Origin of the sequence: Microbispora sp. KK1-11 (assembly GCF_006874435.1) — a bacterium.
Classification (GTDB): domain Bacteria; phylum Actinomycetota; class Actinomycetes; order Streptosporangiales; family Streptosporangiaceae; genus Microbispora; species Microbispora catharanthi.
The window spans coordinates 86,108-100,779 of sequence record NZ_VIRJ01000012.1; the positions used below are offsets into that span (position 1 = coordinate 86,108).

Below are 14,672 nucleotides of genomic sequence, written 5' to 3' on the forward strand. Positions count from 1 at the left end.
GAAGCTCAAGGACACACGGGTGGCGTGGAAGCGGGTGTCCGAGCTAAGAGATCCGGGGCAGAGACATGGCGCCGAGTGTAGGCAGAGCGCCCGGCCCGGCGCCAACGGTTTTCCGGCCGTCCGGTTGTCCACAGGAGGACGGCTGTCCCCAGAACGCGCTTCGGCCGTCTTGGGGGCGCGGCCGTCCGGCGAGGCTTGCGGCCATGACGATCCCGAAGCTCGTGCTCTCCTCACCGGCGGACATCCTCGCCGCCGTGCCCTACCTCGTCGGGTTCCACCCCGCCGACAGCCTCGTCGTGGCCGGCGTCGCCGGCCCGGAGGTCCGGCTGACGACGCGCTGGGACCTGCCTGCCGCCTCCGAGGACCTCGACCGGCTGGTCGCGCTGCTGCGCCGCGAGGCGGTGACCGCCGTCTTCGTCGTCGGGTACGGTCCCGGCGCCCTGGTGACCCCCGCCGTCGACACGGTGACCCGGCTGCTGCACGCCGGAGGCATCCGGGTGGCCGAGAGCCTCCGGGCCGAAGGCGGGCGCTACTGGTCCTACTCCTGCGGCAGCGCGAGCTGCTGCCCCGCGGAGGGCACGCCGTATGACACCGAGCGCAGCCACGTCGCCGCCGAGGCCGTGGTGCACGGGCTGGTCGCCCTGCCCGACCGGGGCAGTCTGCGGCGCTCGGTCCAGCGGTGCGGCGGAGCGGCGATGCGGCAGGTCACCTCCCGCGTCATGGCCGATCTACGGGCGATGCCCGAGTCGGAGGGACCGGTCGCGGACGAACTGGCCGCGCGGTTCGTCGCCGAGGGGCTGGCGCGGGTGCGCAGGGCCATCGGCCTGTACGACTCGGGAGGCCGGCTGGGCGACGAGGGCGCCGCCCGGCTCGGGCTCGACCTCGCCGTGATCAGGGTGCGCGACGAGGCGTGGGCGCTGATCGACGACCGTGACGCGCACGTCGCGCTGTGGCGCGACCTCACCCGCCGGCTGGAGCCGGGCCACGTCGCGCCCGCGGCCTCACTGCTGGCGGCCGCCGCCTGGCATCGAGGGGAGTGCGCGCTGGCCGGGATGGCGCTGGAGCGGGCGCTCACCGCCGACCCCGGCTATTCGATGGCGCTCCTTCTCCGGCAGGCACTGGCGCACATGATGTCCCCCGCCATGCTCCGCGACCGCATGCCGACGCCGGAGGAACTCGACGACGAGATGGGCCCTCCCCGGGCGATCTGGCTCGCGCCGCTGCGCGCACTGCTGGCCCGGGACCTGCCCGGTCCGGCCTCCGCATCGGCTCTGCGACGACCCTGAGCGGCCGTCAGACCGGGTCGCCGCCCTGAGCCTGACGGCGGCGCTCGTTGTAGGCCCGCATCCGGGCGGGATAACCGGTGAGCTGCACGTCGTACACAGGGAGGGCGAGATCCCTGGCGACCTTGGCGATCACCGCGGGAGACCCGACACGGCGGCGGGTCCACTCCCCGTCGTGGGCCACGGCCACCGCGGTGGTGTCGGTCGCGAACGTCTCGGGTTCGACGTAGAACTCGACTCCACGCCGGGTCTTGGCGAACTCGATGAGGGCCTCGATGTCGGCGTCGGTCGCCTCGCGGTCGAATTTGGCCACGCGGGCACCCCGGCGCCGCCGGAGCCCGTAGCGATCTCGCCATCTCATAGTGCTTGTATACATCGCCGTGGATCACGATGGCGTTAAGGAGACGGTCTCGGGGCGATGTCGGGGATGTCCCTGATGCCGGCGGGCGCATACGCGGAACAAGATGGAGGCAGACTCGAAGAGAGCCGAGCAGTCGACCGACGGAAGGCGATGCTGTGATGCCCGCGGCAGCGACACCATCGTGGCCGGGCCATGCCCCGATGCCACACCCTCAGTTGCGTGTTACCAACCAGGACCGCGAACAGGTGGTCGAGCACGTCAAAGCGGCCTACGCCGAGGGCAGGCTCGACAAGCACGAGATGGACGAGCGGCTGCACCTGGCGATGACCGCCCGCACGCACGCCGATCTCGTGCCCATCATGAACGACCTGTACGGCACCCGCCCGGCGTACGTCCCCCGGCCGCCGTCGTATCGGGCCGCGGTCCCGGACGGGGGAGACCGGGTCGGGGCGGCGGCCTCGCACCTGTTCGGACTGCTGGGGTTGTTCATCATCGGCCCGCTGCTGATGATGGTGACCGCGGGGCGGACGTCCCCCTACATCAGGAAGCACGCGGTGGAGTCGCTCAACTTCCACCTCACCGTGCTGGGGGCGACGGTGCTGCTGCCGTTCACCGTCGTCGGCGTCGTCCTGCTGCCGGTCATCTGGGTCGTCGGACTGGTCCTGTGCGTCGTCGGCGGGGTGTCGGCGCTCGCCGGCACCGAGTTCCGCTACCCACTGACCATCCGCCTGATCAAGTAACTCGCGAAGCGGCTTCCCGGTCAGGGCATGAGCGCGCGGACCGCGGCCACGGTGTCGGCCTCCTCCGGCCGCTTGTCGGGCCGGTAGCGCAGCACCCGGGCGAACCGCAGCGCCATGCCGCCGGGATAACGGCTCGACCGCTGCACGCCGTCGAAGGCGATCTCCACGACCAGCGCGGGCTTGAGCGTGACGACGTAGTCGTCCGTCGGCCCCTCCGCCAGTCGCAGGAACTGCTCGGTCTGCCAGGTCAGCAGTTCGTCGGTGAGGCCCTTGAACGTCTTGCCGAGCATCACGAAACCGCCGGTCTCCGGGTCGTAGGCGCCGAGGTGCAGGTTGGACAGCCAGCCCCGGCGCCGTCCGCTGCCCCACTCGGCCGCCAGCACGACCAGGTCGAGCGTGTGCCGCGGCTTCACCTTGATCCAGCCCGCCCCCCGCCGCCCGGCGGCGTACGGCGTGCGCAGCGACTTCACCACGACGCCCTCGTGGCCCCGGCGTACGGCGTCGCCGAAGAACGCCTCGGCCTCCTCGGCGTCCGCCGTGACGAGCCGAGGGGTGATCAGCTCGGCCGGGACCGCGGCCTCCAGCGCGGCGTGCCGCTCCTCGTCCGGCAGGTCGAGCAGGTCGGCGCCGCCCACGCGCAGGGCGTCGAAGAAGAAGACGGTCAGCGGCACGGTCGCGCGCAGCGACGCGACGTCGGTCCTGCTGGCCACCCGGCCCGAGGTGACCTGGAACGGCTCGGGGCGGCCGTCGGGGCGCAACGCGATGACCTCGCCGTCGAGCACGAGATCCGTTCCAGGCAGGCCGAGCACGGCCTCGGCGAGCTCGGGGACCTGCGCGGTGATGTCGTCGAGGGTGCGGGTGAAGACGGCGACACGGTCGCCCGACCGGTGGGCCTGGACCCGCACGCCGTCGAGCTTCCACTCCACGGCGGCGGGGGTGCCCGCCTTCTCCAGAGCGGCGGTCACGCTGGGCGCGCTCTGCGCGAGCATCGGCGCCACCGCCCGCCCGACCTCCAGGTGGAACGCCTTCAGCTCCGCGACGCCGCCGCGCAGCGCGGCCGCGCCGACGGCGGGCAGCGAGCCACGCAGGGTCAGGGCCCGGCGCACCTCGGCCGCGGGCACGTTCGCGGCCATGGCGACCGCCTCGATCATCACCCCGTTGAGCGCCCCCTGGCGCAGCTCGCCCGTCAGCAGCCGGTGCAGGAACGACTGCTCCTGCCGGGTGAGGGCGCCGAACAGCTCGCCGAGCAGCTCACGGCGCGCGGCCTGCGAACCGGCGCCGGACTGCGACTTGATGCGCTCGAGCAGCGCGTCGACCTGCGTCAGGGTCGCCGTGGCGATCTGACGCGGCTCGGGGAGGTCGGACAGGCTCCGCCAGCCCACCCCGATCTGGCGCTGCGGCAGCTCGCCCGACAGGTAGGCGATGGCGGTCTCGGCCTCGTCCGGTCCGACCCTGCCGAGCAGCTCGGCGAGGTGCCTGATCTTGGCGAGCCGCGCCGAGTCCGCGGCGACGGCCGCGGACGTCCTGGCAAGGTCGATCAGCAACACACCGTAATCCTGCCTCACCGCAGCGGCAGATGCCCAGGCCGGGGGTCGGACACGACCCAGTATCGCGGGAGTGGCACTAGCTGTAGTGGCGCGCGCGCGGCCACAGCTCGCGCCAGGGCTGGACGGGGTCGCGGCAGACCGTGATCGGCACACCCTGCTCCTCGCCCGGCATCCCGCTCAGCCTGCCCGCCGGGACGCAGCGGGCGAAGACGGTGGCGAGGTCGGCGGGCGGGTAGCCGACGGACACGACCACCCGCGTCCCCTCCGGCGGCGGTCCCCACCACCACAGCTCGTTGTGGCCGCTGTAGACCGCGGGCAGCCCGAACTCGCCCGCCCAGCGACGCAGCGCGCCGGCCTCGCCGTAGTTCGCCGCGAGCAGCACCGCGCCGGCGCGCTCGCCGGCGGGCAGGGCGTTCACCACCCGGGCCGTCTGCGCCGCCACGTCGCGCATGCCCACCGACTCACGGGCCACCTCGTTGATGGCGGCGACCGGCGTACCGCCGAGCGACGCCGCCGGGATGACCGGCAGCGCCACGACCACCGCGACCACGGCGTCGATCGCCAGCGCCGCGACCAGCGCTCCTCTCCACCGCCACCCGGCGGCGGTGACGCAGCCGGCCGCGAACAGGTAGAGCAGGAACCCGCCGGTGTAGTCGGGGCGCCCTCCCGAATAGAGGACCAGCGCGCAGGCCACGGGGTAGGCGATGGCGAGGGATCGCACCCGCCGGTTCCGCCACAGCCGCAGCCAGCCGGCCGCGCAGACCACCGCCTGCACGGGCCCGAGCAGCACGATCTGAAGGGGGACGAAGGACGCGCGGTTGTCCGCGCCCTCGTCGATCTTCAGCGCGTCGGCCATCTGGAACTGCGGCCAGTCGTGCGTCGCCTGGTAGAGCAGGTTGGGGGAGGCGATCGCCAGAGCCAGGAGGGCGCCGGCCCACAGCCGCCTGTCGCGCAGCACCTCGCGCGGGCCGGCCACGAGGACGCCCAGCCCGACGCCGCCCAGCAGCACCACGATCAGATCGCGGTTGTACGCCGCGATCCCGCACAGCACTCCCGTCCAGAGCCAGTAACGCCCGTCCCCCCTGAGCAGGACCCGGAGCAGGCACAGCGTGACCGCGCTCCACAGCACGAGGTCGGGAGTGAGGGTCAGCAGCGAGTGACCGGCCAGCAGAGGCAGCACGGAGGTGGCCGTCCCCGCCGCGGCGAGGATCTGGGCCGCGCGGCCGCCACCCAGTTCGCGGGCGGCCAGTGCGACGAGCACGACCAGAGCCCCGGCGCACAGGGCGGGCACGATCCGCAGCGCGACGACCGTGTCCCCGAAGATCGCCGTGGACACCCGGGCGATCATCGGCGTCATCGGCGGAGTGTCGAAGTATCCCAGCCGCGGCCGCTCGCCCAGCATGCGGAAGTACAGCTCGTCGCGGTGGTAGCCGTACCACGGGCTCACCGCGAGCAGCACGGCCACGGTCGCGGCGGCGATCGCGACCGCGGCCCGGGGCTGCCCGGTGAGCGGAGCGCCCGTACGGACGTCCCCGCCGGGGGACGCCGCGTCGGTGTCGTCCTGCGCCGCCGGCGTGCCGCCGGTGACCTCGTCGTCCGTGGTCACGCCGGCCTCGCGGAAGCCGGCGTTCGCAGGGGGCCGTCCATCAGCGGGCGGCCGTGAGGGGAGGGACCCCGATCGAGGGGGTTCATGAGGAAGCGGTTCGGGAGGGCATCGTCCACGCGGCCATCATCCTCGAACCGCTCCGGCCCTCCTACCCCTGAATCCGGAGCGCCGCCGCACCGGTGTCCCGGTCAGCCGACGCCGAGCAGGTCGACGACGAAGATGAGCGTCTCACCGGGCTTGATGAGGGCGCCCGCGCCGCGGTTGCCGTACCCGAGGTGCGGAGGGATCGTCAGACGGCGCCGTCCGCCGACCTTCATGCCGGCCACGCCGCGGTCCCAGCCGGCGATGACCCGGCCGCCGCCGAGCGGGAACTGGAACGGCTGGCCGCGGTTCCAGGAGGCGTCGAACTCCTCACCCGTGGAGAACGCCACCCCGACGTAGTGGACGGTCACGTTCTGCCCGGGCTTGGCCTCCGGCCCGTCGCCCTCGACGAGGTCGACGATCTCCAGGTCCGCGGGCGGCGCGCCCTCGGGATAGTCGATCTCCGGCTTCTCCAGTGCCACGTGGGCCTCCTGTTCTGTCTGTGCCCGAAGCGCTTTCTGCGCCGGGAGTTCCGGCAGGCTGACGACTCTACCGGGGACGGCCGACACGAGAACGCCTTCCCCACGCGGGGTGGGGAAGGCGTCGGAACTCCAGAGCCGGCGAGGGTTACGGGCGACGGCCCCTCGACAGGCCCGCGCGGTCGTCGTCGCGCGCCTCCTCGGCGCGCACCTCATCCGCACGGGCCTCATCCGCACGGGCCTCCTCGGCACGGGCCTCGTCCACACGGGTCTCCACCCGGTCCTCGGTCACCGGGTAGCCGGTGGCCTGGGGAGCGGTGTCGCCCGCCGTGACCGGCGACGTCGTGACCGGCCCGGCCGACGGCGGACGCTGGACCACGACGGTGTCGGCCGGCTGCACGCCGCCCTGCAGCAGCGCCTGGGCCTGGTCGAGCATGGGAGAGGCCACCAGCACGTCGTAGCGCCCGGCGACGATCGAGCTCCTGGAGGAGAAGTCGCGCGTCCCGCCGGTGAAGGCGTGGCTGGTGAAGCCGAAGGCGGCGCCGGCGATGGCGCCCCAGAGGATCGACCACAGCACCAGCCCGAAGAACGAGGTCGTGGCCGAGGTGAACAGCCCGAGGAACAGGCCGACGATGAGTCCGAACACCGCGCCGGTGATCAGGCCGGACAGCGCGGCCCTGCCGTTGGTGAGCCGCCCGGTGACGGTCTCCTCCAGACGCAGGTCGCTGCCGACGATCGCGGTGTTCTCCACCGGGAACCCGGCGTCCGACAGGGTGTCGACGGCGCGCTGCGCCGCCGTGTAGTTGTCGTAACTGACCAGCAGCCGTCTGTCGACCGCTGGTCTGACCGGCCCTCCGGCCGGGGAGTACTGCATGATCGCCTCCGCTGGGTAGTGCGGTCGCTACACGAACGCACTACCCCCGGAGAGCCCGATATTCCTCTACGGAATAGGAGGAGTCACCAGCTTTGGTGCAGTGGCATGCCCTCGCTGTATCCGGAGGCGCTCTGCACGCCGACCACCGCCCGCTCGTGGAACTCCTCCAGGGTGGTGGCGCCCGCGTACGTGCAGGAGGAACGCAGACCGGCCACGATGGCGTCGATCTGGTCCTCCACGCTCGGCCGCGCCGGGTCGAGGTACATGCGCGAGGTCGAGATGCCCTCCTCGAACAGCGCCTTGCGGGCCCGCTCGAACGGCGAGTCCTCGGCCGTGCGCAGCCGTACGGCACGGGCCGAGGCCATGCCGAAGTTCTCCTTGTACTTGCGCCCGTCGGGGGCGGTGCGGGTGTCGCCGGGAGACTCGTACGTGCCGGCGAACCACGAGCCGATCATGACGTTGGAGGCTCCCGCGGCGAGCGCCAGCGCGACGTCGCGGGGGTGGCGCACGCCGCCGTCGGCCCACACGTGCCGGCCCAGGCGACGGGCCTCGGCCGCGCACTCCAGCACCGCCGAGAACTGCGGCCGTCCCACGCCGGTCATCATCCGGGTCGTGCACATGGCGCCCGGGCCCACGCCGACCTTCACGATGTCGGCGCCCGCCTCGACGAGGTCGCGTACGCCCTCCGCGGTGACGACGTTGCCCGCCGCGACCGGCACGGAGGGCTCCAGCGCCCGCACGGCCCGCAGCGCCGAGATCATCTTCTCCTGGTGGCCGTGCGCCGTGTCGACCACGAGCACGTCGACGCCGGCGTCGAGCAGTTCCTTGGACTTGGCGGCCACGTCGCCGTTCACGCCGACCGCCGCCGCGACGCGCAGGCGGCCGCGCGCGTCCACGGCGGGCTGGTAGAGGGTGGAGCGCAGCGCCCCGGTGCGGGTGAGGATGCCGACCAGGCGGCCGTCCTCGTCCACCACGGGCGCCAGCCGGTGGCGGCCCTCGTGCAGGGCCTCGAACGCGGCCTGCGGATCGACGCCGCGCGGCAGCGTCTGCGGTGATTCGGTCATGACCTGGGAGAGCTGGGTGAACATGTCGACGCCGTGGCAGTCGGCCTCGGTCACCACGCCGACCGGGCGGTTGTCCCAGTCGACGACGATGACCGCGCCGTGCGCCCGCTTGGGCAGCAGGGTGAGCGCGTCGCCCACGGTGTCGTGGGGGGTGAGCGTGATGGCCGTGTCGTGGACGAGGTCACGGCTCTTCACCCACTCGATGACGTCGGCCACCACGTCGATCGGGATGTCCTGGGGGATGACGGCGATGCCGCCGCGCCGGGCGACGGTCTCGGCCATGCGGCGGCCCGCGACGGCCGTCATGTTGGCGACGACGACGGGGATCGTGGTGCCGGTTCCGTCGCCCGCGGACAGGTCCACGGCGAGGCGCGACCCGACCGAGGAACGAGACGGAACCATGAAGACATCGCTGTACGTGAGATCGTAGGGCGGCGTCACATCATTGAGGAATCGCACGTTTGTCCAGCCTACGTTGTGAGCGGGTCATATCCGGCATTCCCGGCCGCCGCCGGAGCAGACCCGGACACGGGATACATTGACCTCGCCTGAGAGGAGAGCATGTGATCATCGTTGACCGTCCGGAGACGCTCGTCGTCGGCTATGCCGTACGGACGACCAACGCGGCGGAGGCGGACCCGGCCCGCGCCCAGTTGCCGGGCCTGTGGGGCCGCGCCGGAGCGCCCGGAGCCTTCGCGCACGTGCCCGGCCGGATCGACGAGAACCTGTACGCCGTGCTGACCGACTACGAGAGCGACCACAACGGCGCCTACACGCAGATCGTCGGCGTGGCCGTCCGCACGGCGGCGCGACTGCCCGAGGGCATGGTCGCCGTACGGGTGCCCGGAGTGCCGGCGCTGCTGTTCGAGGCGCGGGGGCCGATGCCCGGGGCGCTTCTCGACACCTGGCAGCAGGTGTGGAAGCACACCGAGTCGGGCGCCACCCCGGCCCGCGCCTTCACCACCGACCTGGAGATCCACCACCCCGGGGGCGTCGACCTCTTCGTGGCCACGCTGCCGTCGTTCGGCGAGCCCTCCGGACCTCCGGCGCAGGTTCAGGCGACGCCGGCCTGATCGTCGCTCTGGTCGTCGTCCTGCTCGTCGTCCCGGTCGTCGTCCCGGTCGTCGTCCGGCGGCGGGTCGGGCAGCCGCCACCCGGCGACCAGCAACGGCAGCAGGAAGTGCGTCCACCACAGGGCGAAGACGCCGAGGAACACGGCCGCGGCGGGGATGTGGGACTCCTCTCCCTCGCTCCAGGTCGCGACCACGACGAACACCGCCAGACCGGCCAGGATGAGCCGCATCACGCTGTTCGCGTACGTGTGGGCCCGGAGCCGTTCGGTGACCTGCCGCTCGTCGAGGTGGCTCTCCGGCAGCGAGGCGAGCCCGCGGGTGGCGCTGTTCAGCGCGGTCACGACCGGGATGTAGATCGCCAGCATGACCACCAGCAGCACGAGGTTCACCCGGACGGCGGTGTCGCTCGGGGCGATCGCCCACGACACCGCGGCGTCCGCCCACAGCAGCAGCACGCTGGCCGCGCCCGCCACGACGAGCAGGCGGCGCCGCCGCCGGGTGCGGTGCAGCGCCACGAGGCGGTCCTGCTCCATCGCCCGGGCCACGTGGAGGTTCCAGCGTTCGCGCAGGTTCACGACGCGCTCCCCAGTTTGGGAAACGGCTTGAGCGAGAAGACGACCTCCACCGGCACCTCGAAGAACTCGGCGATCCGCAGGGCCAGGTGGAGGCTCGGGCTGTACTCGCCGCGCTCCAGGTAGCCCACCGTCTGGTAGTGCACCCCGAGCGCGGCGGCCAGATCCCGGCGCGAGACGCCGCGATCGGCCCTCAGCACCGCGATGCGGTTGAACACCGGCTCCTCGGCCACGTCTCACCTCCGTCGGGCGCATGGGTCCCCTTATCTTCCGCGGACCCGGCGCAGCAGCCAGGGGGCTAGCACCATACCGCCGACCGCCCACGCCCCCAGAACGGCCGCCGCCCGGCCGAGCGGCCAGTCGTGCCCGAGCTCGGCCGCGAGGACGGATTCGGGCAGGAACACCGCGCGCAGCCCGAGGCCCTGCCAGTAGAGCGGGAAGACCTGGGCGATGCCGCGCACCACCCCGGGCAGCGCCTCCAGCGGGAACATCACCCCGGAGACGAGCATCAGGAGCATCGACGGGAGGGCGAGCATGGCCGCGGCCGTCTTCGGGCCGGACACCAGGCTGCCGATCATCGCGCCCAGCGGCACTACGGCCAGCGTGCCCAGCACCAGGACCCAGGCGAGCGTGAACCACCGTGCGGGCGTCGCCGGCGCGGCCACCCCGGCGAGCGGCACGGCCACCAGCAGGACGAGCGCGGAGTTCAGCATGATCGTCAGCAGCGTCGTGACGGCCCGCCCGGTCAGGTAGACGCGGATGCCCCTGGGCAGCGTGCGGGCTCGCACGAGCGTGCCCTCCTCGCGGTCCGCGGCGATCAGCATCGGCAGCCCCATCAGCCCGGTCGAGAAGACGGCGAACGCCAGGAAACCCGGCGTCATGAACGCCGCCATGGACACCGGTGCGCCGGGCACGTCGTTGTCCCCGATGAACAGGACGAGCACCACGTAGGTGCCGACGGTCCCGACGAGGGCGTTCAGCAGCTCCTTGCGGTCGCTCCAGAGGTTGAGCTGCTCGGTCCAGCCCCGCCGCAGCCCCAACGTCGTCGCGTTCATCGCGTCCCTCCCACGGTCGCCGGCTCGCGCGTCTCATCGATGAGATCCAGGTAGCTCTCCTCCAGGGTCGGCCGCCTGATCTCCAGCCCGGGGACCGGTCCGCCGTACCGCCGGTGCAGGTCCCAGGCCACGCCGGAGGGGTCGGCGGTCTCCAGCTCGCCGTCCTCCCAGCGCACCAGCGACGGCGCCTGCACGGCACGGGCCAGCTCGGCCGGGCTGCCGCAGGTGACCACGCGCCCGGCCACGAGCACGGCGATCCGCCCGGACAGCCGCTCGGCCTCGGCCAGGTCGTGCGTGGTGAGCAGCACGGTCAGCCCCTCGTCGCCGGCCAGCCGCTCGATCAGCAGGTGGAACTCCCGCCGCGCCTCGGGGTCGAACCCGGTCGTGGGCTCGTCGAGGAACAGCACCTCGGGACGGCCGACGATGCCGAGCGCGACGTCCAGCCGGCGGCGCTGGCCCCCGGACAGCACCCCCACCCGGTTTCGCGCCGCCTCGGTCAGGCCGAGCGTGGCGAGCAGCTCGTCGACGTCGCGAGGCTTCTCGTAGTGCGCCGCGACGTGCGCGAGCAGGTCGCGCGCCCGCCAGCGGGGGTGGTCGCGCCACGACTGCATGACCACGCCGAGCCGCGCCCGCCAGGCGTCCCCGGCCCGCGCCGGGTTCTCGCCGAGCACCTCGGCCTCGCCCGACCAGCCCGTACGGAACCCTTCCATGATCTCGACCAGGGTGGTCTTGCCGGCGCCGTTGGGCCCCAGCAGCGTGAACACCTCGCCCCTGCGCAGGTCGAGGTCGACGCCTTTCAGGACCTCATTGGGCCCGTACGCCATGCGGAGCCCGCGTACGCGGATGACGACGTCATGCATGCGCCCTCCAATGAAGTAGCTATGCTCTCGAATGTAGTAGGTGTACTACATCTGATTCAAGGTCTGCTTCATCGGAGGGCGTGCAACTTGTCGATCAGGGCGTCCAGAGGGGCTCGGGGATCTCGAAGCCGACCGGCTCGCCCCACTGGTTGCGGAACGCCACCTCGTGGACGGGCCGGCGCGGGGCCACCCCCCAGCGGCCGGTCGGGTAACCGAAGGTGACGGTGCAGGCCACCTGCCAGCCCTTGTCCTCGGGCACGCCGAGGATCCGCATGGTCTCCTCGCCGTGGAGCATCCCCAGCACGGTGGTCAGCGCGCTGCCCACCCCGAAGGCGCGGGCGGCGAGCTGGGCGCTCCAGACCGAGGGGTAGATGGAGCCGCCACTGGGGTCGTTGCGGGTGAAGGCGAACAGCATCAGGGGATAGGACTCGAAGTTGTCGGCCAGATGCTGGGCCGACCGCATCACGTTGAGCGTGCGGGTGTCGCCGGTCGCCTCGGCCCGCTCGCGCATCGGCTTGTAGTGCGTCTCGAACAGGACGCCGAGCGCCTGCCGGTAGAGCGGCCCGAGCTGCTCCTTCACGCCGGGGTCGTCCACCAGCAGGAACCGCCAGCTCTGGGTGTTGCCCGGGCTGGGGGCGCGGACGGCGGCGTCCAGGATGCGTTCCTGCACCTCCATGGGGATTGGATCGGGCTTGACCCGCCGCATGGCGCGGGTCGTGTAGAGGGCCTCGAAAAGGTCCATGAGCGGGGGACTCCTCGATCGTCGCGGGGGAAAGGGGGAGTGGGGGTCAGGCCAGCACGCCGGCGGCGCGCAGGGCCTTCGCCTCGTCGCCGGGCAGACCCCAGGCGCTCAGGTCGCGCAGCCGGGTGGCCGGGGACAGGTCGCCGCGCGGCACGCCGGCCAGCCGGGGCGCGGGCGCGGCCTGCGGCAGCCCGCCGATCTCCACGAACGTGCCACGCGCCTGGTTGTGCGGATGCCGGACGGCCTCGCGCGGGTCGAGCACGGGGGAGACGCAGGCGTCGGAGCCCTCGAAGACCGCCTCCCACTCGGCGCGGGTGCGCGACAGGAACGCCTCGGTCAGCCGCTCCCTGATGACCGGCCAGTTCGCCCGGTCGTCGCGGTCGGGCATGTCGTCGATGCCCATCCGGGCGAGCATCTCCGCCCAGAACTGCGGCTCGAGCGCGCCCACGGCGAGATGGCCGCCGTCGGCCGTCTCGTACGTGTCGTACATGGGGGCGCCGGTGTCGAGGAGGTTGGTGCCGCGCGGGCCCCAGTGGCCGGAGTGCACCCCGCCGTAGAACATCGAGAACAGCAGCGCCGCGCCGTCCACCATCGCGGCGTCCACCACCCGGCCGCGTCCGGTGCGCTCGCGCTCCAGCAGGGCCAGCAGCACGCCGTACGCCAGCATGAGCCCGCCGCCGGCGAAGTCGCCGAGGATGTTGATCGGCGGGGTGGGCTTGCCGCCCTCGCGGCCCAGCATCGACAGCACCCCGGCGATCGCGATGTAGTCGATGTCGTGCCCGGCCGCGGAGGCGAGCGGGCCGTCCTGGCCCCAGCCGGTCATGCGGCCGTAGACCAGCCGTTCGTTCACCGCGTGGAGGTCGGCGGGCCCGATGCCGAGCCGTTCCGCGACCCCGGGCCGGAACACCTCGATCACCACGTCGGCCCGCTCGGCGAGCCGCTTGAAGGCGGCGACGCCCTCGGGCGACTTCAGGTCGAGGCCGATCGTGCGCTTGCCGCGGTCCATCACGTCGCGGCGCGGGGTGTCGCTCACGGCCTTCACCCGGTCGACTCGCAGCACCTCGGCGCCGTGGTCGGCGAGCATCATCCCGGCGAACGGCCCGGGCGCGAGACCGGCCAGCTCCAGCACCCGGATCCCCGCCAGCGGCCCCCGCGACTCCTCCATCCGAACCCTCCTCACAGCGGCGTCAGTTCACGCGACAAGTAGAACATGTTTCTGTAGGCGTGCGAGACTGCGCCCGTGACGTGGAATGTTCTCGCGCTGCCGCCGCTTCCTGAGGACGCGGTGCGCGGCCTGTTCGCCGACCTCGACGGCCGCGTCGAGGTGCGCGTCCCCGCCCGCCGCGACCGCGCGGGGCTGCTGGACGCGCTGCCCGAGGCCGAGATCGTCGTCGGCGACTGGAGCGGGGCCCTGGCCCTCGACGCGGAGGCCGTACGGCTGGCGCCGCGTCTGGCGTTCGTGCAGCAGCCGTCGGTCGGCGTGGACGGGCACGACCCCGAGGCGCTGGCCCGCGCCGGGGTGCCCCTCGCCAACACCGCGGGGGTGAACGCCGCCGCGGTGGCCGAATGGTGCCTGGCCGCCGCGCTCGCGCTGCTGCGCCACCTCGCGGACGGCGACAGGGACATGCGGGCGGGGGAGTGGCCGCAGTTCGCCTACCAGCGCCGTGAGCTCGCCGGATGCCGCGTGGGAGTGATCGGCTTCGGGCCGATCGGCGCGGCATGCGCCCGCCTGTTCGGCGCGCTCGGCTGCCGGGTCTCCTACTGGTCGCGCACGCCGAAGCCCGAGTCGTACGGCGCGGCCTATCTGGATCTCGACACGCTGGTGGCGGGAAGCGACGTGCTCGTCCTGGCCGTGCCGCTCGCGCCGGAGACCCGCGGGCTGATCGGCGCGGAGAGGATCGCCCGCATGCCCAGGGGGTCGGTGCTGGTCAACGCGGCACGGGGCGGGGTGGTCGACCAGGCGGCGCTGCTGGCCGCACTGGAGTCCGGCCATCTCGCCGGCGCGGCGCTGGATGTGTACGACAGCGAGCCCCCGCCGCCCGACGACCCGCTGCGCTCCTGCCCCGCGGTCCTGCTGTCGCCGCACGCGGCCGGGGTCACGCCCGAGGCGACGACCCGGCTGATCCGATGCGTGCTGGACAACCTCACCGCCGCGATGGAGGGCCGCCCCGTTGTCAACGTGGTCAACGGCGCCGATCCGCTCGTCCGCCGGCGTCCGCCCAGGTCATGACGGTTTCCCCAGTTACGGCAGGGGCGGCGGAGGCGATGAAAAAGGGCAGGATACGATCTACGCCGACGGTGCGCCGCGGGAATGCCAGATAGTTTTCGCGGGCGT

General features: G+C 72.9%; 16 protein-coding genes. 4 read left to right on the forward strand and 12 right to left on the reverse strand.

The window, feature by feature from the left end; all coding sequences use genetic code 11:
- Window positions 1-203 precede the first annotated feature (203 nt).
- Window positions 204-1,286 (forward strand): DUF4192 domain-containing protein, encoded by a 1,083-nt coding sequence (locus FLW16_RS18960; RefSeq protein ID WP_142561431.1) that lies wholly within the window; start codon window positions 204-206, stop codon window positions 1,284-1,286.
- A gap of 7 nt (window positions 1,287-1,293) precedes the next feature.
- Here the strand turns inward: FLW16_RS18960 and FLW16_RS18965 are convergent, their stop codons facing one another.
- Window positions 1,294-1,644: a hypothetical protein gene (locus tag FLW16_RS18965; RefSeq protein WP_142561432.1), complete on the reverse strand. Its 351-nt coding sequence runs from the start codon at window positions 1,642-1,644 to the stop codon at window positions 1,294-1,296.
- A gap of 215 nt (window positions 1,645-1,859) precedes the next feature.
- Here FLW16_RS18965 and FLW16_RS18970 point away from each other — a divergent pair, with 215 nt between their 5' ends.
- On the forward strand, window positions 1,860-2,384 hold the full coding sequence (locus tag FLW16_RS18970; RefSeq protein ID WP_260615381.1) for a DUF1707 and DUF4870 domain-containing protein: 525 nt from the start codon (window positions 1,860-1,862) through the stop codon (window positions 2,382-2,384).
- 20 nt (window positions 2,385-2,404) lie between these two features.
- On the opposite strand, the gene FLW16_RS18975 is transcribed toward FLW16_RS18970, so the two are convergent.
- The 5 genes from FLW16_RS18975 to FLW16_RS18995 form a co-directional block, all read right to left on the reverse strand.
- Window positions 2,405-3,931 (reverse strand): ATP-dependent DNA ligase, encoded by a 1,527-nt coding sequence (locus tag FLW16_RS18975; protein WP_142561434.1) that lies wholly within the window; start codon window positions 3,929-3,931, stop codon window positions 2,405-2,407.
- Window positions 3,932-4,007: 76 nt separating this feature from the next.
- On the reverse strand, window positions 4,008-5,537 hold the full coding sequence (locus tag FLW16_RS18980; protein WP_142561435.1) for a glycosyltransferase family 39 protein: 1,530 nt from the start codon (window positions 5,535-5,537) through the stop codon (window positions 4,008-4,010).
- A 188-nt stretch (window positions 5,538-5,725) separates the two neighbouring features.
- Complete coding sequence (locus FLW16_RS18985) at window positions 5,726-6,100, reverse strand: FKBP-type peptidyl-prolyl cis-trans isomerase (RefSeq protein WP_142561436.1); 375 nt, start codon at window positions 6,098-6,100, stop codon at window positions 5,726-5,728.
- 145 nt (window positions 6,101-6,245) lie between these two features.
- Complete coding sequence (locus tag FLW16_RS44535) at window positions 6,246-6,971, reverse strand: YrzE family protein (protein WP_221891154.1); 726 nt, start codon at window positions 6,969-6,971, stop codon at window positions 6,246-6,248.
- Window positions 6,972-7,054: 83 nt separating this feature from the next.
- Window positions 7,055-8,494 (reverse strand): GuaB1 family IMP dehydrogenase-related protein, encoded by a 1,440-nt coding sequence (locus FLW16_RS18995; protein ID WP_142561437.1) that lies wholly within the window; start codon window positions 8,492-8,494, stop codon window positions 7,055-7,057.
- Window positions 8,495-8,598: 104 nt separating this feature from the next.
- Here FLW16_RS18995 and FLW16_RS19000 point away from each other — a divergent pair, with 104 nt between their 5' ends.
- On the forward strand, window positions 8,599-9,108 hold the full coding sequence (locus FLW16_RS19000) for a GyrI-like domain-containing protein (protein ID WP_142561438.1): 510 nt from the start codon (window positions 8,599-8,601) through the stop codon (window positions 9,106-9,108).
- On the opposite strand, the gene FLW16_RS19005 is transcribed toward FLW16_RS19000, so the two are convergent.
- From FLW16_RS19005 to FLW16_RS19030, 6 genes are all read right to left on the reverse strand, one after another.
- Complete coding sequence (locus FLW16_RS19005) at window positions 9,090-9,683, reverse strand: hypothetical protein (protein WP_142561439.1); 594 nt, start codon at window positions 9,681-9,683, stop codon at window positions 9,090-9,092. The genes FLW16_RS19000 and FLW16_RS19005 overlap by 19 nt on opposite strands.
- On the reverse strand, window positions 9,680-9,913 hold the full coding sequence (locus FLW16_RS19010; protein ID WP_079316115.1) for a helix-turn-helix transcriptional regulator: 234 nt from the start codon (window positions 9,911-9,913) through the stop codon (window positions 9,680-9,682). Before FLW16_RS19010 ends, FLW16_RS19005 begins: the two co-directional genes overlap by 4 nt.
- Before the next feature lie 30 nt (window positions 9,914-9,943).
- Entirely contained in the window at window positions 9,944-10,735 is a 792-nt protein-coding gene (locus FLW16_RS19015) for an ABC transporter permease (RefSeq protein ID WP_142561440.1), read from the reverse strand.
- The gene (locus tag FLW16_RS19020) at window positions 10,732-11,595 is read right to left on the reverse strand and encodes an ABC transporter ATP-binding protein (protein ID WP_142561441.1); all 864 of its coding nucleotides are present in this window, start codon (window positions 11,593-11,595) and stop codon (window positions 10,732-10,734) included. Before FLW16_RS19020 ends, FLW16_RS19015 begins: the two co-directional genes overlap by 4 nt.
- A 94-nt stretch (window positions 11,596-11,689) precedes the next feature.
- Window positions 11,690-12,337: a nitroreductase family protein gene (locus tag FLW16_RS19025; protein ID WP_142561442.1), complete on the reverse strand. Its 648-nt coding sequence runs from the start codon at window positions 12,335-12,337 to the stop codon at window positions 11,690-11,692.
- Between the two features lie 46 nt (window positions 12,338-12,383).
- Window positions 12,384-13,502, reverse strand: coding sequence for a CaiB/BaiF CoA-transferase family protein (locus FLW16_RS19030; protein WP_142561443.1), 1,119 nt, complete (start codon window positions 13,500-13,502; stop codon window positions 12,384-12,386).
- A 75-nt stretch (window positions 13,503-13,577) separates the two neighbouring features.
- Between FLW16_RS19030 and FLW16_RS19035 the strand changes: the two genes are divergently transcribed.
- A complete protein-coding gene (locus FLW16_RS19035; protein ID WP_142561444.1) occupies window positions 13,578-14,567 on the forward strand; it encodes an NAD(P)-dependent oxidoreductase in 990 nt (329 codons plus the stop codon).
- The last annotated feature ends 105 nt before the right edge of the window (window positions 14,568-14,672 follow it).